Here is a 17,551-nt window from a genome sequence, read left to right on the forward strand (position 1 = left end):
TATATATAATTGTATCATAAAATAACATTTTTTAACAATAAAATAACAAAGCGATAAAGGCAAATTCATCGAAAGGTGAAGACGCAAAGCTACAGGGACTAAAGTCGAAAGATTATGTCAGCCAGTTACCGATTTATCTAATGAAGTAGACAAATTGGTATTTGTCTACTTTTTTTATCGCTGCTGAGCATGTTATTCAATAAGACGACAACTAAAACGATCATGCTAGAGTAGGGGAAATTTTTATGAATGTACTATTTTTTATGCTAGGTATTATTTTTGGAGTTGGGATGCTACAAGCCTATATAAGCGTTACACGAGTGAAAAGAAGGCAAATATTTGCACACAAAAATAAAGTGTTTCAGCTCGTGGAAACATCAAAGGACATCATTTATTCGTATCAGATCAAGCCTATTCTTCAACATCAATATACGAGTCCTTCAGTAGAATATTTTTTAGGAGAGGGCGTTCTGCAAAAGCTACACCAAAATTCACAAACGCCGTATGATTTGATTCATCCTGATGATTACGAAATCATGCAAAAAAAGATGAGTGGCACGATTGATTATAGTCGTCCCATTGTCCAGCGCCTAAAAGACATGGATGGAAATTATAAATGGTTTGAAGAATACGCAACGCCTATTTATGAAAAAGGGGAGCTCGTTGCCGTTCAAGGAATTATGAGAAACATTGATGAAAAAATGCGTCTGCAAAAAAAATTAGAATACCGTCTTACTCACGATCCGTTGACAGACGTGTATAACCGAGATTATTTTGAAGAACGAGTAAGTCACTATAACCATCATTGTGACGAGTCATTGGCGATCATTTTATGTGACCTTGATGATCTGAAATACGTGAACGATTATTATGGTCATAAAAAAGGCGATGACCTTATTAAAAAATTCGCCACTCTCCTAAACGATTATTTCAAAGGATACGGAAGCGTCGCACGAATAGGTGGCGATGAATTTGCCATCGTCATTCCGAACGTTGAGTATGTAACGGTGAAGCGTCTATGTGAGAATATCTACGGTGACATCACCTCCCACAATCAAACGTGTGATGGCCTGCCTATTCACATGTCCGTCGGCTACGCTTACAGCCACAGTTCTTTAGGGAAGATGGATAGCTTATTTATTGAAGCGGATCAAAATATGTATCGTGATAAGAATCGGAAGAAAGAGATGGGGTCTGTGTAGGCGGTTAATTACCAATTTAGCAATATAACCAAATAATTTCAGTAATTATAAAATAAGACGAAAGAAGAGCAGCAACTCACTGCCCTTCTTTCGTTTTACTCTTAGTGCGTACTATTAATTACCTAAAAAAATTTTAGCAATAGGATTATTTATATCTGATTTTTGTAGTGATGATGTTGGTAAAACGGCAGCAGTAGGAATTCTGGGAGTGTCTATTTTAGATGTAGTGGATGTGATTGATGTAAACGGAAATGAAGGAGGGATAGATGCAAATCATTCATCGGAAAATATGGCTGCAGAAACGGATAACGAATACATACAAGAAGATAACCCTAATAGTCACAATGTTCATCCCTATGAACGAACGCTTGCAAGTGGAGAAACAATATGGGTAGACGGAGATGGGAATACGAGTGTAGATCTTACTTCGAAAGAAGGCGGCGGGTGGACTCAATACAATCCGGACTATCGTACCTTAGTGGATAAAGGGTAAACAATTACCTGAGTGTCAGAAATACATAGTTCCACAGAAACAAATGCTTTTTTTCATGAAATCCCATCTTATAATAGTTAGACTTACAGAGAACGAAGTAAAAAGTAGTGAGCGAAATGTGCTCACTACTTTTTGTCATTCTAGGCAAAGCTAGTACTAAAAATGTATTTCCGCATATGGCTAATAGCAATGAGTTCGTAAACTTATTGCTACTAATATACCTGGGACATTTTTTATGTACTGCATAACGTCATTGATCTTTGTTTAATCATCCCAGCGCTTACTACTAATCTTCTCAATAATCTCATGAAGCTCATCTGGCTTATGAAACTCAATCGGTGAAGCGCCTTTTTCAAATAGAATGGATTCTGCTTCAATAACGGCTACGTAGCGACCGTTTACTTTGGCAAGGTGGATATTTTCCCCGAAGTCAGCGAGTAGACCTTTAATTTCCGTTTCGCCAAGCTTCATTTTTAACTCGGCTTCAGGCGTATGTTCGACGATATGAGCGGCTGCTTCAATGACCTGGTGCGTGTCTAATCGCTCCTGAAGCTCACGTTTTTCGCTCGTTGCCCACAGCTCCATATCCGATTCAAACTGCTCAAGCTCGGTGCTTTCTGGCTCAAATACTTCTGCGACGTGTTCTCGTACCATGTCCATTACTTGTGTTTTCATAATTTCTGTCATCGGCTCGTTGTAGTCGACAAATTTTAAGAAGTCCTCAAAGTAGCGAGCGTGTGATGACTGATGAATTTTCAGCTCGCCTTCTTCGACAATGCCTTCTTCAGGCATGTAGGGGTATTGAATGGATTTCATATTTTTCGTCGTAATCGCCATCTCGACGTTGCGAATTAAGCTCGATTCATCCGAAATGGATGCGACCTTTGGTTCGAAATCACACTTCATAATGAATACAAAGGGATCATCAAAGTACTTGCGTAGCTTTGCGGAGGCAACTAAAAAAACGCCGCCACGAACTGCACTAGCATCTAAGTATGTACCAACAAATTGCTCAGAAAGCTCTTCGAATTCGTCTTTCGTTTCCGCATAACGCGCTTTATGAAACAAGTTGTAGTTCGGGTTTGAACCGAGGTCATAGCCTTCCTCTACGACAAAATAGCCAATCTTCGTTGGAACTTGTTCGGCCTTTGGATGACGTTCAACTTTTCGCTTTGATATTTTAGAAAGCTCTCCGTCTAAAAAATCCTTCAAGGCACTGTCTTCATAATCCTCTTGGTCTAACGTTTGAAAGTGCTTGTATTGTTTGCTTGTTTGTTCACCTTTTCCTTCTACTTGAATCACATAGAAGGAGAGGAAATTAAATTCAAAATCCATTTTATCACCCGTTTCTTTATATGCGCTTCCTACAGTATAAAAAGTAGAGGAGTTTTCGTCAATTTCACTCCGTTTAAAAATGAAAAATTTTACAAAGTGCGAACATGATTTTGCGAAGTTAAGGCACACTATAAAAAGCATAAAGGAGTGAGCGTATAGTGGATCTCAAACATTCAAAAAATATGGCTGGATTATCAATTGTCAGCAACACTGTTGTAGTGACATTGAAACTTGTCGTTGGTATTATGACTGGCTCTGTTGCGATTGTCTCAGAAGCCATTCATTCATCACTAGACTTGGTTGCTTCGGTCATCGCATTTATTTCTGTTCGCTTATCGAACAATCCACCAGATGAAAAGCATCCGTACGGCCATGGTAAAATTGAAAATATCTCAGGAACCATTGAGACCATTCTTATTATGGTGGCAGGTATTTGGATTATTCAGGAGTCGATCGCAAAACTTAAGCATCCTGAACCGATTGAGCTACCGATGCTCGGAATAGGAGTTATGCTTTTAGGCGCACTAATTAATTTTATTGTCGGAAAGAAAATTCAAAAGGTAGGAGAAGCCACCAATTCTGTCGCAATGAAATCAAACGGTCTTCATCTATTAACAGACGTATATTCGTCACTTGGTGTGGCCGTCAGCTTACTGCTTGTGACGTTAACGGATTGGCTCATTTTAGATCCATTAATCGGGATTGCAATTGCCATTTATATTATTTGGGAAGCAATCGGTCTTGGAAAAGAATCGTTTCTTCCGCTCGTTGATATTCGCTTATCGGATGAGGAAGAAGAGGGGATCAAGAAGATTATTGAGAAGTATGGAAATCAGTTTATTGAATATCATCACTTTCGCACGAGACGATCAGGTGCGGATGAGCACGTAGACTTTCACCTTGTTTTTCCCATTCAAACATCTTTAGACGAGGCTCATCGTGTTTCGCATGCGATTAAAAATGACATTCAAGAACAGTTTCCAAAATCAGAGGTGCTCATTCATTTAGAGCCTGAAACATCGGCCAAAACTTCTGAAGGATACGTAGTCGAATAGAAAAAAGCTGCTCGGAATACTCCGAGCAGCTTTTTCGTTATGCTTGTGTTAATTGTTCTTCTTGTTTTCGAAGCTCAATGCGGCGAATTTTACCGGATTCAGTCTTCGGTAGGGCCTCGACAAACGATACTTTACGCGGATATTTGTAAGGAGCAGTGACCGCTTTTACATGATCCTGTAATTCCTTTACAAGCTCATCGCTTTCCTTTACATCGTCGCGCAGTACGACAAAGGCTTTTACGACATGTCCACGAATTGGATCAGGGCTTGCTACGACCGCACATTCACGAACAGCAGCGTGCTTGATTAGCGCATCCTCAACTTCGAATGGCCCAATCGTATATCCAGAGCTAATGATAATGTCATCACCGCGGCCTTCAAACCAGTAGTAGCCGTCCGCGTCTTTTGATGCTTTGTCACCAGTCAGGTAGTAGTTTCCGCGAAGCGCTGATTGTGTACGTTCAGGCTCTTTGTAGTACGTTTTGAAAAGTGCAGGGAAATCTTTACGTACTGCGATATCACCCACTTCACCAGCTTTCACAGGCTGTCCATCTTCATCAATAATATCAATGAACGCGTCAATGATTGGTTTCCCCATTGATCCAGGACGCATCGTTGTACCATCAAGGGTACCGATGAGAAGCGTATTTTCTGTTTGACCGTATCCATCACGTACTTGAATGTTAAAGTTGCGTTGAAAGACGTCAATCATTTCGCGATTAAGCGGTTCACCGGCAGATACGGCGCTGCGAAGGTGAGACAGATCGAATGAAGCAAGATCATCAAGCTTCGCGATCAGGCGATATTCTGTTGGTGTACAGCATAGAACGTTAATTTGATGGTCTTGTAAAAGCTGCATGTATTGCTTCGCATCAAAGCGTCCGTTATAGACAAATCCAGTTGAGCCAGTACCTAATACAGAAAGGAATGGACTCCAAATCCATTTTTGCCAGCCAGGACCTGCTGTTGCCCATACCGTATCGTTTTCTTTTATGTTTAGCCATTTTGTTGGGGCGATGCGTAAGTGAGCATATGCCCAACCGTGGCTATGAACAACACCTTTTGGATTTCCTGTTGTACCAGATGTATAGGAAAGAAGAGCCATATCATCTTTATGAGTAATCGGCGCTTCAAATGTCACAGAATGCTGGTCAAGAATCGGTTCTAGACGATCCCATCCCGCTACGTCTTCCCCAAATGTTAGCTTATGCTGTACTGATGGAGTCGGCTCTTTAATAAGGTCTACTTCCTCACAGTAATCATAATAGCTAATGACTGCTTTCGCTTCTGATTGATTTAAGCGGTAGGCGATATCTTTGGCACGCAGCATTTGCGAACCTGGGATAATGACTAACCCTGATTTAAAGGCAGCCAAATAGATCACGTACGATTGAACTAATCGAGGGACAATGACCATCATGCGATCCCCTTTTTTTAGCCCGAGCGCTTTTAATCCGTTTGCTAATTTATTTGCACGATCAATTAGCTCGCGGTAAGTTACTTCTTCGTGATTTCCTTCGTCATCATGCCACTTTAAGGCAATTTTGTCCGAATAGTGTTTCTCTATTTCTTGTGTTAAATTGTATTGCTCTGGGGCAATTAAATCTGTTAACTTCATCGTATTTCCTCCTCAAATTTACGCTGAATTATCTTTTACAAACCGATGAATACGGCTCATCTGAATTCAGTCGTTCATCCTAACCCCACTGTATGACGCTTTCTCTTTTGTTAAAAATCCCACGTAGCTTATCTTACTTCTCTTCTATTATATAACTAAACATTATTACCTGCTACTAATATGTGTTATAAATTATTTTTAATTTTCTATCAATTTCTAATGAAAATAATTTTTATGCAAAAAAGTTTTAAAAACATGTCTAACTTTCTGAAAGTGGGGAAATACACTATCAATAAACCATTTAGAATGAAAAGGGAGAGAATAAAAATGATGGTACTGGACGGATATGAACAAGTGGAGAAGGAACCGTTAGCAGCGATCGACGCTAAGCAGTTAAATATGGAGGCCATGATGTCTGACCTGACAAACCTAGCGCTTTCTGATTTAAAAAATGAGTATGCAAACCATATCGCTTGCTGTGAGCAACGTATTGCACAGACAAAGGAAATGGCAAAGAACGTCTTCTCACCGAGCATCTGCAATCCGCTTATTGAAGAAGCCGAATTTCAAATTAAAAAGTTCCGAAAAAAGATGGCGCTTATTGAATTATTATTAAAATGATTACATAACTAAACAAATGAAGAAGCCTTTTTTACCACTATTTGGTCAAGGAGGCTTCTTTTCGTATGAGTAAAATAAGAAATTACTGAGCAAGTGATGCCTTAGGAGGGAGGTGAGCCTCTAAGTCCTTTTCCAAATCTTTATCCATAATGAATACTTCTATTCGCTCACCTATTTTTGTGCTTGTATCGCTATGGCTTGAAAGCACTTTACAGCCTGTATGCTCTTCGATGACGTCTTCGAAATGCTTGCTGTACATTTCTCGAAGTAGCTGTCTCATCTGCTTGACGAGCTTTCGTCCGTTGTCGTTTTCAACCAAATGTTTTTCTTCCACGGTTAGTACACCCTTAAATCGAGTAATAACCATATCCTGAATAATGTATGTTTTCGCTTCCTGTGGACCACGGCCCATGAGCTCACGCTGTACTTTAATCAAAGATTCACTAATTTCAGCTTCTAATTTTCGTTTTGTTAACGGCACGATCTGTACCCTCCTAAGTTTTGACGATCCATCTGTTTTTGACTTGCAGTGAAGTTGAACTAATAGTAATAGGCGTTTTTAGGATTGTCAATGCCTATTTTTTTGTGTGCGTTTGGAAATGGGTGGAATAAACGAGTAGCAAAAGAAAAAAGAAAAAAATTTCAAAAAGGGTATTTACAAGTTTTGGTCCACGGCGTAAAATAAACCTCGTAATCAATCAATTACATATCGGCCTAGTCTCCTGAGGGAGAACGGAGGAACCAATTTTTTGGGGTTAATTCTACGATTTTGTAGAAGGGATGAGATACTCTTTCGCCATCCTACCCGTCAGCTAACTTCGTCGGCTAAAGCGAAGGAGGTCGTAGACCACCTTGTTCAGGTGTTTTTTTTGTGCGTTTTTTTCGTGCTTAGAAAATACTTGATGTAATTGAGGTCTTTTTATTTTGCCTACAAACCAATCATAACTGAAAAAGTATGGGAGACAGAACGTAGAGGAAGCGTGTGCTTGCTAGACGTTACGTAGACCGATGAGTACTTTTTCTCCACAGAATGATCATGAAGCGTGATCTTGGATGTTTTTATTCAAGTATCTTTCTTTATGGTCTTATGGGGGGAAAGTAAGCATCGGTCTATTTTTTTGTTTTCGGCTTGTTCTATTCATATAGAGAACGGAGAGCGCAGGCAGGACGCATATTCGCTTTTTTGGGAGGCGCAATGAGAAAGGGAGGAAGAAACAATGGATTTTGTAGCACTAGCCATGACGGGGGTCATTTTTCTAGCATTCTACGGATTTATCGCATTTTGTGACAACATCATTAAAGAATAAGGAGGGGACGAAGTGATCGTTCTCATCGTACTAGTCATTGGAGTGGCTGTTTATCTACTTGATGCACTCATTCATCCTGAAAAATATTAACTGACACGTTTCGGAGGAGAAAAATATGGACGTTTTACAAATGGGGATCGTGCTCGTCATCGTTCTATTCCTAGCCATTATAATGGGGCGATATATTTCACAAGCATTTTCACTTGAAGGAACAAGGCTTGATTCCATTTTTGGTGGTGTTGAAAAAGGAGTTTATAAGCTTGGTGGTATTTCAACGGCTGACATGACGTGGAAGCAATATGCGAAAGCATTGCTTTTAAGTAATATCGTCATGTTCGGAATTGGATATCTCATTGTCAGAATGCAAGGGTTCCTACCAGGCAACCCAAGCAATATTGCCGGCATGGACCCACTCTTGTCCTTTAACACAATTTCAAGCTTTTTGACAAATACGAACTTACAGCACTACAGCGGTGAGTCAGGGCTTTCATACTTTTCACAAATGAGCGTCATTATGTATTTGATGTTCACGACGCCAGCAACAGGGCTAGCACTTTGTATCGCATTTTTCCGTGGTTTAACAGGAAAACGCACCATTGGGAATTTTTACGTTGATTTAGTACGTGCGCATACGCGTATTTTAATTCCGCTTTCGGTTATCGTAGGTATTCTACTAATTGCACAAGGAGTGCCACAAACGCTTCATGCGACTGTTCAAGCAACAACGATCGAAGGCATTCAGCAGCAAATTGCTAGAGGACCTGTTGCAGCACTAGAGTCCATCAAACATTTAGGAACGAATGGAGGAGGATTCTTTGGGGTTAACTCGGCTCATCCATTTGAAAATCCGACACCACTAACAAACGTTCTTGAAATCATCTCGATGTTTTTAATTCCAGCGTCGTTGCCATTTGCCTTTGGACATATGGCGAAAAGCCGCAAGCAAGGATGGATTTTCTTTTCAGCTATGGCACTTATGTTTGTTGCCTTTTTAAGTCTAGCGTATATTGCAGAAAGCAACGGCAACCCAGCGCTAGAAAAAATCGGTCTTTCTCAATCAGAAGGTAGCATGGAAGGTAAGGAAGTGCGGTTTGGCATTGCTCAAAGCGCATTGTTTACAACCGTTACAACCGCTGCCACAACAGGAACAGTTAATAATATGCATGATACTCTCACACCGCTTGGTGGCATTGTTCCTCTTGGATTAATGATGCTTAACTGCGTATTTGGCGGTGATGGTGTAGGAACAATTAACATGTTGATGTATGCCATTTTAGCCGTCTTCTTAGCAGGTCTTATGGTAGGGCGCACACCTGAATTTTTAGGAAGAAAAATTGAAGGAAAAGAAATGAAGCTTATTGCGATTACGATTTTGGTTCATCCCATCATTACCTTATTGCCAACAGCATGGGCACTCGTAACAAGTATGGGGTCATCAGCCATTTCAAATGCCGGATTCCACGGTATTTCACAAGTTTTATATGAATTTACATCATCCGCTGCCAATAACGGCTCTGGATTTGAAGGATTAGGGGATAATACACCGTTTTGGAATGTGTCGACGGGAATTGTCATGCTTCTCGGAAGGTATTTATCTATGATCGCGATGATTGCAGTAGCAGGATCATTATTAGCGAAAAAACCAGTTCCAGAAACGCTTGGGACATTTAAAACAGATAATAGCACGTTCATGGTCATTTTGTTATCTACCGTATTAATTGTGGGAGCGTTAACGTTCTTCCCAGTTATTGCCCTTGGTCCTATTGCAGAGTGGCTCACGATTCGCTAGAGAGTGCATGTTTAAGAGTGATATAAAAAAGGAGTCTTTTCGATGAATAGCAATCGCAAAACGCTTAATAATCAAATTATGAAACAGGCAGCTAGTGATGCCTTTAAAAAATTTCATCCACGCATCATGGCTAAAAACCCGGTGATGTTTGTTGTAGAAATTGGGTTTGTCATTACGCTCGTACTCAGTATTTTTCCTACCTTATTCGGTAAGGGAGAAAGTGCCCTCTACAATGCTGGGGTGAGCTTCATTCTGTTTTTAACGATTTTATTTGCCAACTTTGCTGAGGCGCTTGCAGAAGGGCGTGGAAAAGCACAGGCAGATAGTTTAAAGAAAACGAAGCAGGACACAAAAGCAACGCTTCTTTTACCAACCGGGACGACGAAGCTCGTAAGCTCAACGGATCTTCGAAAAGGAGACGTCGTCATTGTAGAAGCCAATGAGTTAATCCCAAGTGATGGGGAAGTGATTCAAGGGGTAGCATCTGTCGATGAATCGGCGATAACAGGTGAATCTGCACCTGTTATTAAAGAATCGGGTGGAGACTTCAGCTCAGTTACTGGTGGAACAAGGGTTGTGAGTGACAGAATTAAGGTGAAGATCACAACGAACTCTGGAGAGTCATTTCTAGACCGAATGATTGGACTAGTGGAAGGAGCAAAACGTCAAAAAACGCCAAATGAAATTGCGTTAAACACGCTTCTTGTTAGCTTAACCCTTATCTTTTTAATCGTCTGTACGACACTTGTTCCGATTTCTTCATATGTAAACGCGACTGTACCGATTGCGACGCTAATTGCGCTGTTAGTCTGTTTGATTCCGACTACGATCGGAGGATTACTATCTGCAATTGGAATCGCAGGGATGGACCGGGTCACACAGTTTAATGTTATTGCGATGTCAGGAAAAGCGGTCGAAGCTGCAGGTGATATTAATACGATTATTCTTGATAAGACCGGAACAATCACGCATGGAAATCGTATGGCAGCTTCTTTTATTATGATAAACAAAGTATCAAAAGAAGAGTTAAATTCCATCGCTCTTCACACGTCTCTTCATGATGAGACGCCTGAAGGTCGATCCATCGTTGAACTTGCGAAAAAGCTTGGGGTACCAAGGGAAGAATTTAAAATAGAAGGATCTCATGGAGTAGAATTTAAAGCAGAAACACGCATGAGCGGAACTGATTTTAACACAGGACGAGTGGTGAGAAAAGGCGCAGTTGAGGCGATTAAGCAGTTTGTATTAGAACAAGGTGGAAGCATACCGAGTGACTTGGATATGCGTACGAAGCAAATTGCGATAGAAGGGGGAACACCACTAGCTGTTTCAGAAGGAAATCGTATCGTCGGGCTCATCTATTTAAAGGATACGGTGAAGCCTGGCATGAAAGAACGTTTTGAAGAGCTACGAAGAATGGGCATTAAGACCGTTATGTGTACAGGTGATAATCCATTAACAGCTGCGACGATCGCAAAAGAAGCTGGGGTGGATGAGTTTATCGCCGAAGCGAAGCCGGAAGATAAGATCGCTGTTATCAAAAAAGAACAGTCTGAAGGAAAGCTAGTAGCGATGACGGGAGATGGAACAAATGATGCACCGGCACTTGCTCAAGCTGACGTCGGAATTGCGATGAACAGTGGAACAATTGCGGCGAAAGAAGCCGCAAACATGGTCGATCTGGATTCAAATCCAACAAAAATCATTGAAGTTGTTTCGATTGGAAAGCAGTTGCTTATGACGCGCGGAGCTCTTACGACCTTTAGTATCGCAAATGACGTAGCAAAATATTTTGCGATCATCCCTGCGATGTTTATGCTCGCAATTCCGCAGATGCAGTCACTGAACATCATGCGTCTTGCGACACCGGAAAGTGCTATTTTGTCCGCGCTCATTTTTAATGCGGTAATCATCCCACTCCTTATTCCTCTCGCTATGAAAGGGGTAAAGTATGTACCAATGAGCGCAACAAAGCTATTAAATCGAAATCTCTTTATCTATGGATTAGGTGGCATCATTGCACCGTTCTTTGGGATTAAAGTAATCGATTTACTTCTAACGTTACTACATGTAGCATGAGAAAACTATAGAGAATAAAGGTGAGGAAAATGTTGAAAAATTTGCGACTAGCGGTTGTGCTACTACTTATATGTGGAATTGTTTACCCATTAGGAATGACGGGAATTGCTCAGATCATTATGCCTGAAAAAGCAGAGGGAAGCCTTCTGAAAAATGAGCAAGGAAAGGTTATCGGCTCGAAGCTAATTGGACAGCAATTTAAAGATCCGCGTTATTTTACGGGACGTGTTTCTTCTATTAATTATGATGCTGCTGGATCAGGGTCAGGAAACTATGCCCCGTCAAATCAAGACATGATTGATCGAACGAAAAAGGACTTGGCGATGTTTTTAAAAGAAAATCCGAGCATAAAGAAGAGTGAGGTACCTGCTGATCTGCTCACAAACTCTGGATCTGGACTTGATCCACATATTTCACCCATGGCGGCAAAGGTTCAGGTTCCACGCATCTCAAAAGAACGTAACATTGATGAACAGAAGCTGTACGAACTCATTAAAAAACATACAGATGGTCGTCAATTAGGTGTGTTTGGAGATCAACGAGTGAACGTATTGGAACTTAACGTAGCGCTAGATCAGTTAAAATAAGCCTTTGGCATTTCAGTGTGAGCTGGAATGCCCTTTTTCATAGAGAGGAGGACAGCTAGTTTGACAGAGCTATTTCGACGTAAAACACAGGAAGAGGTCGAACAATCCATTTTAAATGTTCAAAAAGGACGGTTTAAAATTATCCTTGGGGCAGTAAGTGGCTCAGGAAAAACGTATCACCTGCTTTTAGAAGGAAATGACCTAAAAAAGAAAGGCATTGATGTGGTGGTTGGCTGCATGAGTCGATCTGCTGGACCGAAAGTACAAAATCAAGCGAATCAATTAGAACAGATGCCTGTGATTGGGTGGAAGAAAGGAGAGGTGGAGCAGTGTGATTTAGATATTGAATCTATTTTAGAGCGAAATCCTGAAGTGGTGTTAGTTGACCACCTCGCACATCGAAATCGGCCAGAAGCCGCTTATGTGACAAGGCTAGAAGAGGTCATGATGCTGATTAATAAGCAAATAAGTGTCATTGCGACCATCAACATCTATGAACTAGAAGATATTCATAAGCTTGCCAATGAATTTACATCCATGCATTTTACGAATGACGAATGTGTACCGAAACATACCCTTTCGTTAGCAGATGATATTAAGCTTTTGGACGTAACCCCAGAAGTAATGTTAAAGCGATTAGAAGAAGAGACGATGGATCAGCACATCAAGAGCTCTCTTTTTCAGAAAGATAACTTAGCTGTGCTACGAGAGTTGTCACTTCGGGTATTAGCTGGAGAGGTAAACGAACACCTGGATGAATATCGTCAAAAGTATGGTCTTCTCGGTGCATCAGGTGCAACGGAGAGAATACTGGTCTCGGCACAATATTATTGGAATGGTTCGCTTTTAATAAGGCGCGGGGATCAAATTGCGAAGCGGTTAGGCGGGGAGCTTAACGTTGTCTGCTTCCGAAATACTGGGCATCGTCTATCCGAGGAAAAAGAAACGTTCAAACGATCGATGGTCCAGCTAGTAGAGAAGTTAGGTGGCACATTTGAAGAAAAAGTACTTAAAAAAGACGATGTAGCAGATGAAATTGTGGAATATGCAATCCAAAATAATACGACTCGCATCGTCATGGGGCAATCCAAAAGAAGTAGGTGGGAAGAGTTTTGGCACGGATCAATTCTTCATAAAATTCTTCGGGCAACGCGAAATATTGATCTTTTTATTGTCGCAGATCGAGCTGAAAAGGAAGGAGAGCGCGTACTTCCCGCTAGGCAAAGGAAAATAGATGAAAATCCGTATCGACGACCGTCTGATCAAGAGGTAGAAAATCGAATTGATCACATTAAGCGCGGTACGTTAAAAGTATACATTGGCGCCGCCCCTGGTGTAGGGAAGACCTACACGATGTTGAGAGAGGCAAATGAACTTCGGGAAAAAGGAATTGATGTGGTCATTGGGCTTTTGGAAACGCACGGTCGGAGTGAAACCCTTGAGCAGGTTGGCGTACTAGAAATCATTCCACGTAAACAAATTCCGTATAAAGGCGTGACTCTCGAGGAGATGGATACGAAAGCTATTTTAATGAGAAATCCAGAAGTGGTCTTAATTGATGAGCTTGCTCACACGAATGTCCCGGGGAGTATTCGGATGAAGCGGTATGAAGATGTTGAAAAAGTTTTAAAGGCAGGTATTTCGGTTATCTCCACGTTAAATATTCAGCATATTGAAAGTCTTAATGATAGCGTAAAGCAAATTACGGGAATCCGCGTTCGAGAGACCGTTCCTGACCGGGTGCTGCGCATGGCAGATGAAATCGAGCTAATTGATATTTCACCTAAAGCGCTTAGGCAACGGATGAAGGAAGGGAACATTTACCGAGCAGATAAGATTGAGCAGTCACTATCTCATTTTTTTAAAACGGGAAATTTGATTGCGCTACGGGAGATGGCACTTCGGGAGGTAGCGGATGATGTAGATGAACGATTGGAATCGTGGGAGCATACAAAAGCATTGAGGGGACCGTGGCGAACGGAAGAAGTCATTTGTGTATGTATACATCTCGGATCAAACAGTGAGCTGTTAATTCGGCGAGGCTTTCGGATTGCCTATCGCCTTAAGGCAGATTGGTATGTTGTGTACGTTCAAGATCATCCTCTAAACGATCAGGAGGAAAAAGCAAAAGAGCACGTGAAAAAGATGACGAAACGGTTAGGGGGACATTTTCATACGTCTACCGTTAGTGACCGCCGCAAGGTTGTTGGTGTCTTACAGCAGTATTTTTATGAAAATCGGGCCACCCAAATAATTATTGGTCATTCAGCAAAATCACGTATAGAAGAAATTTGGAGAGGGTCCATTGTTCAAAAACTGTTGAAAGAAACGCGACATCTAGACGTCCTAGTTGTCGCACATCTGCATCAATAACCGAGTTTCTTCATTAATATATGTATACATTAATTTTAATCTCGAAAACAATGAATAAAAGGAAAACAGAGGGTTGCAAATGTGCAATCCTTTTTTGTTTTTCCGAGCACATTAAGAGTTGTCCTGTGTAAAAAGTTGTAATAGAATAGTAATGCTATAATAGGTAGATTCTTTACCCCTTTCTAAACGAAGATGTTGTTAAAAATAGTTGCCCCTTTTTGTACATCTATCCAAGACATTATAAATTAATGATTGAGTAAGTAAAATTGAATAGTGAAAGTAGGAGAACAAAATGAGCTTTCGAAAAAAGCAGATTTTAGGGTTTGGCCTTATCATGCTTTTTATCACTGTCATGCTAGTTGGCATTATTGTGATGATCAACAACATGAAAAGCAACATGCTTGAAATAGTTGAAGATCGATACGGAAAAGTAAGTCAGGCGACCGAAATTCAGCAACTATTTTCACAGTCTGATCGTGAATTACTGTATTTAATGAATGAAGAGAACAAGCAGAGTCGCGAGGAAAGTATCAAACGCTTAGAAAATAACCGAGTGACGATACAAAAAGATATTACCACATTGTCAAGCATTTTAAACCGTGCTCAGGCAAGAGACTTATTAACACAAATTCAAATTCAATATGAAAATTACATTGAAACAGAGACTCAAATTGTTCAAAAGACAGAAGGAAACATTAATGAGAAGGCGTTTTCATCGCTTTTTAAAGAGCACCAACAGAAGCGTGAGATGCTTACAGAAAACTTGGGTAAATTTAAAAAAGTTCAGGAAGACCTAATGAACCAAGCCTTAAAAGATTCAAATGATACGTACAATCAGATTTTAACGGTGGTTATTTTAGGTATTCTATGTTGCCTGCTTTTAATTATGGGTGCGTCTATGTGGGTCATTAAGAGCACATCTAAGACGTTAAAAAATATTTCAGATGTGATGGGAAATATTGATTATACGGATTTAAGCACGCTTCCACGAGTGGAAGTAGGAATCAAAGATGAGATTGGTCAAATCGGTCTCGCCTTTAATGAAATGGCGTCATCACTAGAACGATATAATGAAAAAGAACAGCGATTTAACGAGCAAATTTCAGATCAAAACTGGATTCAAACAGGAATTGCGGACGTAACGACGATGTACCAAAATATTGTGGATGTAGAACTGCTAGCAGATAAATTTATGGCCAAATTAACGCCGCTAATCGGTGCATCTATGGGAGCTTTTTACTTGCGAAAAGGAGAGGAGAACAATCCTCATTTTCTAAAGGTAGCAAGCTTTGCAGGACGCGCCGATGATGTAGGCAGGAAATCATTCTTGTTCGGTGAAGGAATTATTGGTCAGTGTGCAATTGAGAAAAAGATGAGAGTAATTGAAGAAATTCCAACTGACTACACATTTATCGCTTCTGGATTAGGAGAAGTGAAGCCAACGAGTATTCTGATCGCACCTGTTTTATATGAAGGAAACGTTGTGGCTGTGATTGAATTGGCGAGCATTCGCCCATACACAGATCTTCAACAACGCCTTCTTGTACAGCTTTTAGATACGTTAGGTATTACCGTTAATAACGTATTAGGGCGTATGGAAATTGAGCGTCTGTTAGCGGAATCACAGATGATGACGGAAGAATTACAGGCTCAGTCAGAGGAGCTTCAAACGCAGTCCGAAGAGCTTCAGGCACAATCAGAAGAGCTACAGTCACAGTCAGAAGAGCTGCGTATGATTAACGAGCAGCTTGAAGAACGAACGAGAGACGCAGAGCAAAAATCAATGGATTTACAAATGGCTAAAAATGATTTAGAAGAAAAAGCGGAACAGCTGCAGTTAAGTTCAAAATATAAATCGGAGTTTCTTGCGAATATGTCGCATGAGCTTCGTACACCGTTGAACAGCATTTTAATTTTATCTGAAATGCTTTCAGACACGGCTGCCGAAGGATCACTTGAAGATCAAAAAGAATTTGCGACGGTTATTCACTCTTCAGGAAAAGATTTATTGAATTTGATTAATGATATTTTGGATTTATCAAAAGTGGAAGCCGGAAAATTAGATATTACGTTCTCTGAAACGAACTTAAGTGAACTTCCTTCCTATATCGATCAACAGTTCCGTCACGTGAGCCAGAAAAAAGGGTTATCATTTGTCATTAATAAGGATAAAAATGTTCCTGACATACTTTACTCAGATGAGCAGCGCATTCAGCAAATCTTAAAAAATCTATTATCAAACAGCTTTAAGTTTACAGAAGAAGGCTCTGTTTCCATCTCGATCCGCAAAGTGGAAGAAAAAGTTGCGCACAGATGGGTGGACACAAAGGGTGCTGACTTCTGGATTGAAATAAAAGTAGTGGATACGGGCATTGGAATTGCTAAAGACAAGCAACAGCTAATCTTTGAAGCGTTCCAGCAGGCTGAAGGAGCGACCGCAAGAAAGTATGGCGGTACAGGCCTTGGTTTATCAATCTGCCGAGAGTTTATTAAGCTGCTTGGTGGCTGGATTATGGTTGACAGTCAAGAAGGTCAAGGAAGCGTCTTTACGTTATACATTCCGAGCTTGCCAAATGGACTTGCAGCCATTCATGAAGTTGAGCAAGCGCCGCTTGAAGTGGCAGCAACGATTGATGCGCCTCTCATTCAAGCAGTAGAGATAGAAGAAGAGAAGAACCCAGTTCCTTCCGACGCGTCATCAAGTATTTATCAAGGAAAGACCGTATTGATTTGTGATGATGACAATCGGAACATCTACGCATTAAAAACAGCATTAGAAGCAGAGGGAATGAATATTATTGCTGCTCAAAACGGTATCGAATGCCTCGAGCTAATGGAGAAAAACTTAGACATTGATATTGTGTTAATGGACATCATGATGCCAGGCATGGATGGCTATGAAACGATGCAACGCATTCGATCTATTCCGTTTTTCAATGAGCTTCCTATTATTGCGCTAACGGCAAAAGCAATGAAAGGCGACCGCCAAAAATGTCTAGAGGCAGGAGCGTCCGATTATATCAGCAAGCCGCTAAAACTGGATCAGCTGTTTTCAGTTATGAGCGTTTGGCTTACTAAATCATCAAAGTAAG

Annotated in this window: 13 protein-coding genes and 2 riboswitches; of the genes, 10 read left to right on the forward strand and 3 right to left on the reverse strand. The window is 40.7% G+C overall.

Annotation, left to right across the window (positions count from 1 at the left end; translation table 11 throughout):
• Positions 1 to 48: 48 nt before the first annotated feature.
• A riboswitch (cyclic di-GMP riboswitch) is annotated at positions 49 to 133 on the forward strand.
• Between the two features lie 112 nt (positions 134 to 245).
• Together AMD01_RS02685 and AMD01_RS02690 are read left to right on the forward strand one after the other, a co-directional pair.
• The gene (locus tag AMD01_RS02685) at positions 246 to 1,202 is read left to right on the forward strand and encodes a sensor domain-containing diguanylate cyclase (protein ID WP_053399836.1); all 957 of its coding nucleotides are present in this window, start codon (positions 246 to 248) and stop codon (positions 1,200 to 1,202) included.
• A gap of 208 nt (positions 1,203 to 1,410) precedes the next feature.
• Positions 1,411 to 1,695: a hypothetical protein gene (locus AMD01_RS02690; RefSeq protein ID WP_053399837.1), complete on the forward strand. Its 285-nt coding sequence runs from the start codon at positions 1,411 to 1,413 to the stop codon at positions 1,693 to 1,695.
• Between the two features lie 264 nt (positions 1,696 to 1,959).
• On the opposite strand, the gene AMD01_RS02695 is transcribed toward AMD01_RS02690, so the two are convergent.
• Positions 1,960 to 3,030 carry a DUF3900 domain-containing protein gene (locus AMD01_RS02695; RefSeq protein ID WP_053399838.1) on the reverse strand — a complete coding sequence of 357 codons (1,071 nt, stop codon included), beginning with the start codon at positions 3,028 to 3,030 and terminating at the stop codon, positions 1,960 to 1,962.
• 182 nt (positions 3,031 to 3,212) lie between these two features.
• Between AMD01_RS02695 and AMD01_RS02700 the strand changes: the two genes are divergently transcribed.
• The gene (locus AMD01_RS02700; RefSeq protein ID WP_053400103.1) at positions 3,213 to 4,085 is read left to right on the forward strand and encodes a cation diffusion facilitator family transporter; all 873 of its coding nucleotides are present in this window, start codon (positions 3,213 to 3,215) and stop codon (positions 4,083 to 4,085) included.
• Between the two features lie 37 nt (positions 4,086 to 4,122).
• Here the strand turns inward: AMD01_RS02700 and mbcS are convergent, their stop codons facing one another.
• Positions 4,123 to 5,703, reverse strand: coding sequence for an acyl-CoA synthetase MbcS (gene mbcS, locus AMD01_RS02705; RefSeq protein ID WP_053399839.1), 1,581 nt, complete (start codon positions 5,701 to 5,703; stop codon positions 4,123 to 4,125).
• A 327-nt stretch (positions 5,704 to 6,030) separates the two neighbouring features.
• Here mbcS and AMD01_RS02710 point away from each other — a divergent pair, with 327 nt between their 5' ends.
• On the forward strand, positions 6,031 to 6,324 hold the full coding sequence (locus AMD01_RS02710; protein ID WP_053399840.1) for a hypothetical protein: 294 nt from the start codon (positions 6,031 to 6,033) through the stop codon (positions 6,322 to 6,324).
• An 82-nt stretch (positions 6,325 to 6,406) separates the two neighbouring features.
• On the opposite strand, the gene AMD01_RS02715 is transcribed toward AMD01_RS02710, so the two are convergent.
• Positions 6,407 to 6,805: a Na-translocating system protein MpsC family protein gene (locus AMD01_RS02715; protein WP_053399841.1), complete on the reverse strand. Its 399-nt coding sequence runs from the start codon at positions 6,803 to 6,805 to the stop codon at positions 6,407 to 6,409.
• Positions 6,806 to 7,025: 220 nt separating this feature from the next.
• Positions 7,026 to 7,166, forward strand: a riboswitch (cyclic di-AMP (ydaO/yuaA leader).
• Between the two features lie 477 nt (positions 7,167 to 7,643).
• Here AMD01_RS02715 and AMD01_RS25050 point away from each other — a divergent pair.
• From AMD01_RS25050 to AMD01_RS02740, 6 genes are all read left to right on the forward strand, one after another.
• Positions 7,644 to 7,721, forward strand: a complete 78-nt coding sequence (locus tag AMD01_RS25050; protein WP_083446414.1) for a potassium-transporting ATPase subunit F — start codon at positions 7,644 to 7,646, stop codon at positions 7,719 to 7,721.
• Between the two features lie 25 nt (positions 7,722 to 7,746).
• Entirely contained in the window at positions 7,747 to 9,420 is a 1,674-nt protein-coding gene (gene kdpA, locus AMD01_RS02720) for a potassium-transporting ATPase subunit KdpA (protein WP_053399842.1), read from the forward strand.
• Between the two features lie 42 nt (positions 9,421 to 9,462).
• Positions 9,463 to 11,499, forward strand: a complete 2,037-nt coding sequence (gene kdpB, locus AMD01_RS02725; RefSeq protein ID WP_053399843.1) for a potassium-transporting ATPase subunit KdpB — start codon at positions 9,463 to 9,465, stop codon at positions 11,497 to 11,499.
• 29 nt (positions 11,500 to 11,528) lie between these two features.
• Positions 11,529 to 12,086, forward strand: a complete 558-nt coding sequence (kdpC, locus tag AMD01_RS02730; RefSeq protein WP_053399844.1) for a potassium-transporting ATPase subunit KdpC — start codon at positions 11,529 to 11,531, stop codon at positions 12,084 to 12,086.
• Positions 12,087 to 12,146: 60 nt separating this feature from the next.
• A complete protein-coding gene (locus AMD01_RS02735; RefSeq protein WP_053399845.1) occupies positions 12,147 to 14,459 on the forward strand; it encodes a universal stress protein in 2,313 nt (770 codons plus the stop codon).
• Positions 14,460 to 14,751: 292 nt separating this feature from the next.
• Positions 14,752 to 17,550: a response regulator gene (locus AMD01_RS02740; RefSeq protein WP_053399846.1), complete on the forward strand. Its 2,799-nt coding sequence runs from the start codon at positions 14,752 to 14,754 to the stop codon at positions 17,548 to 17,550.
• Position 17,551: the final 1 nt, after the last annotated feature.

This window comes from Priestia koreensis (assembly GCF_001274935.1).
Taxonomy (GTDB): Bacteria; Bacillota; Bacilli; order Bacillales; family Bacillaceae_H; genus Bacillus_AG; species Bacillus_AG koreensis.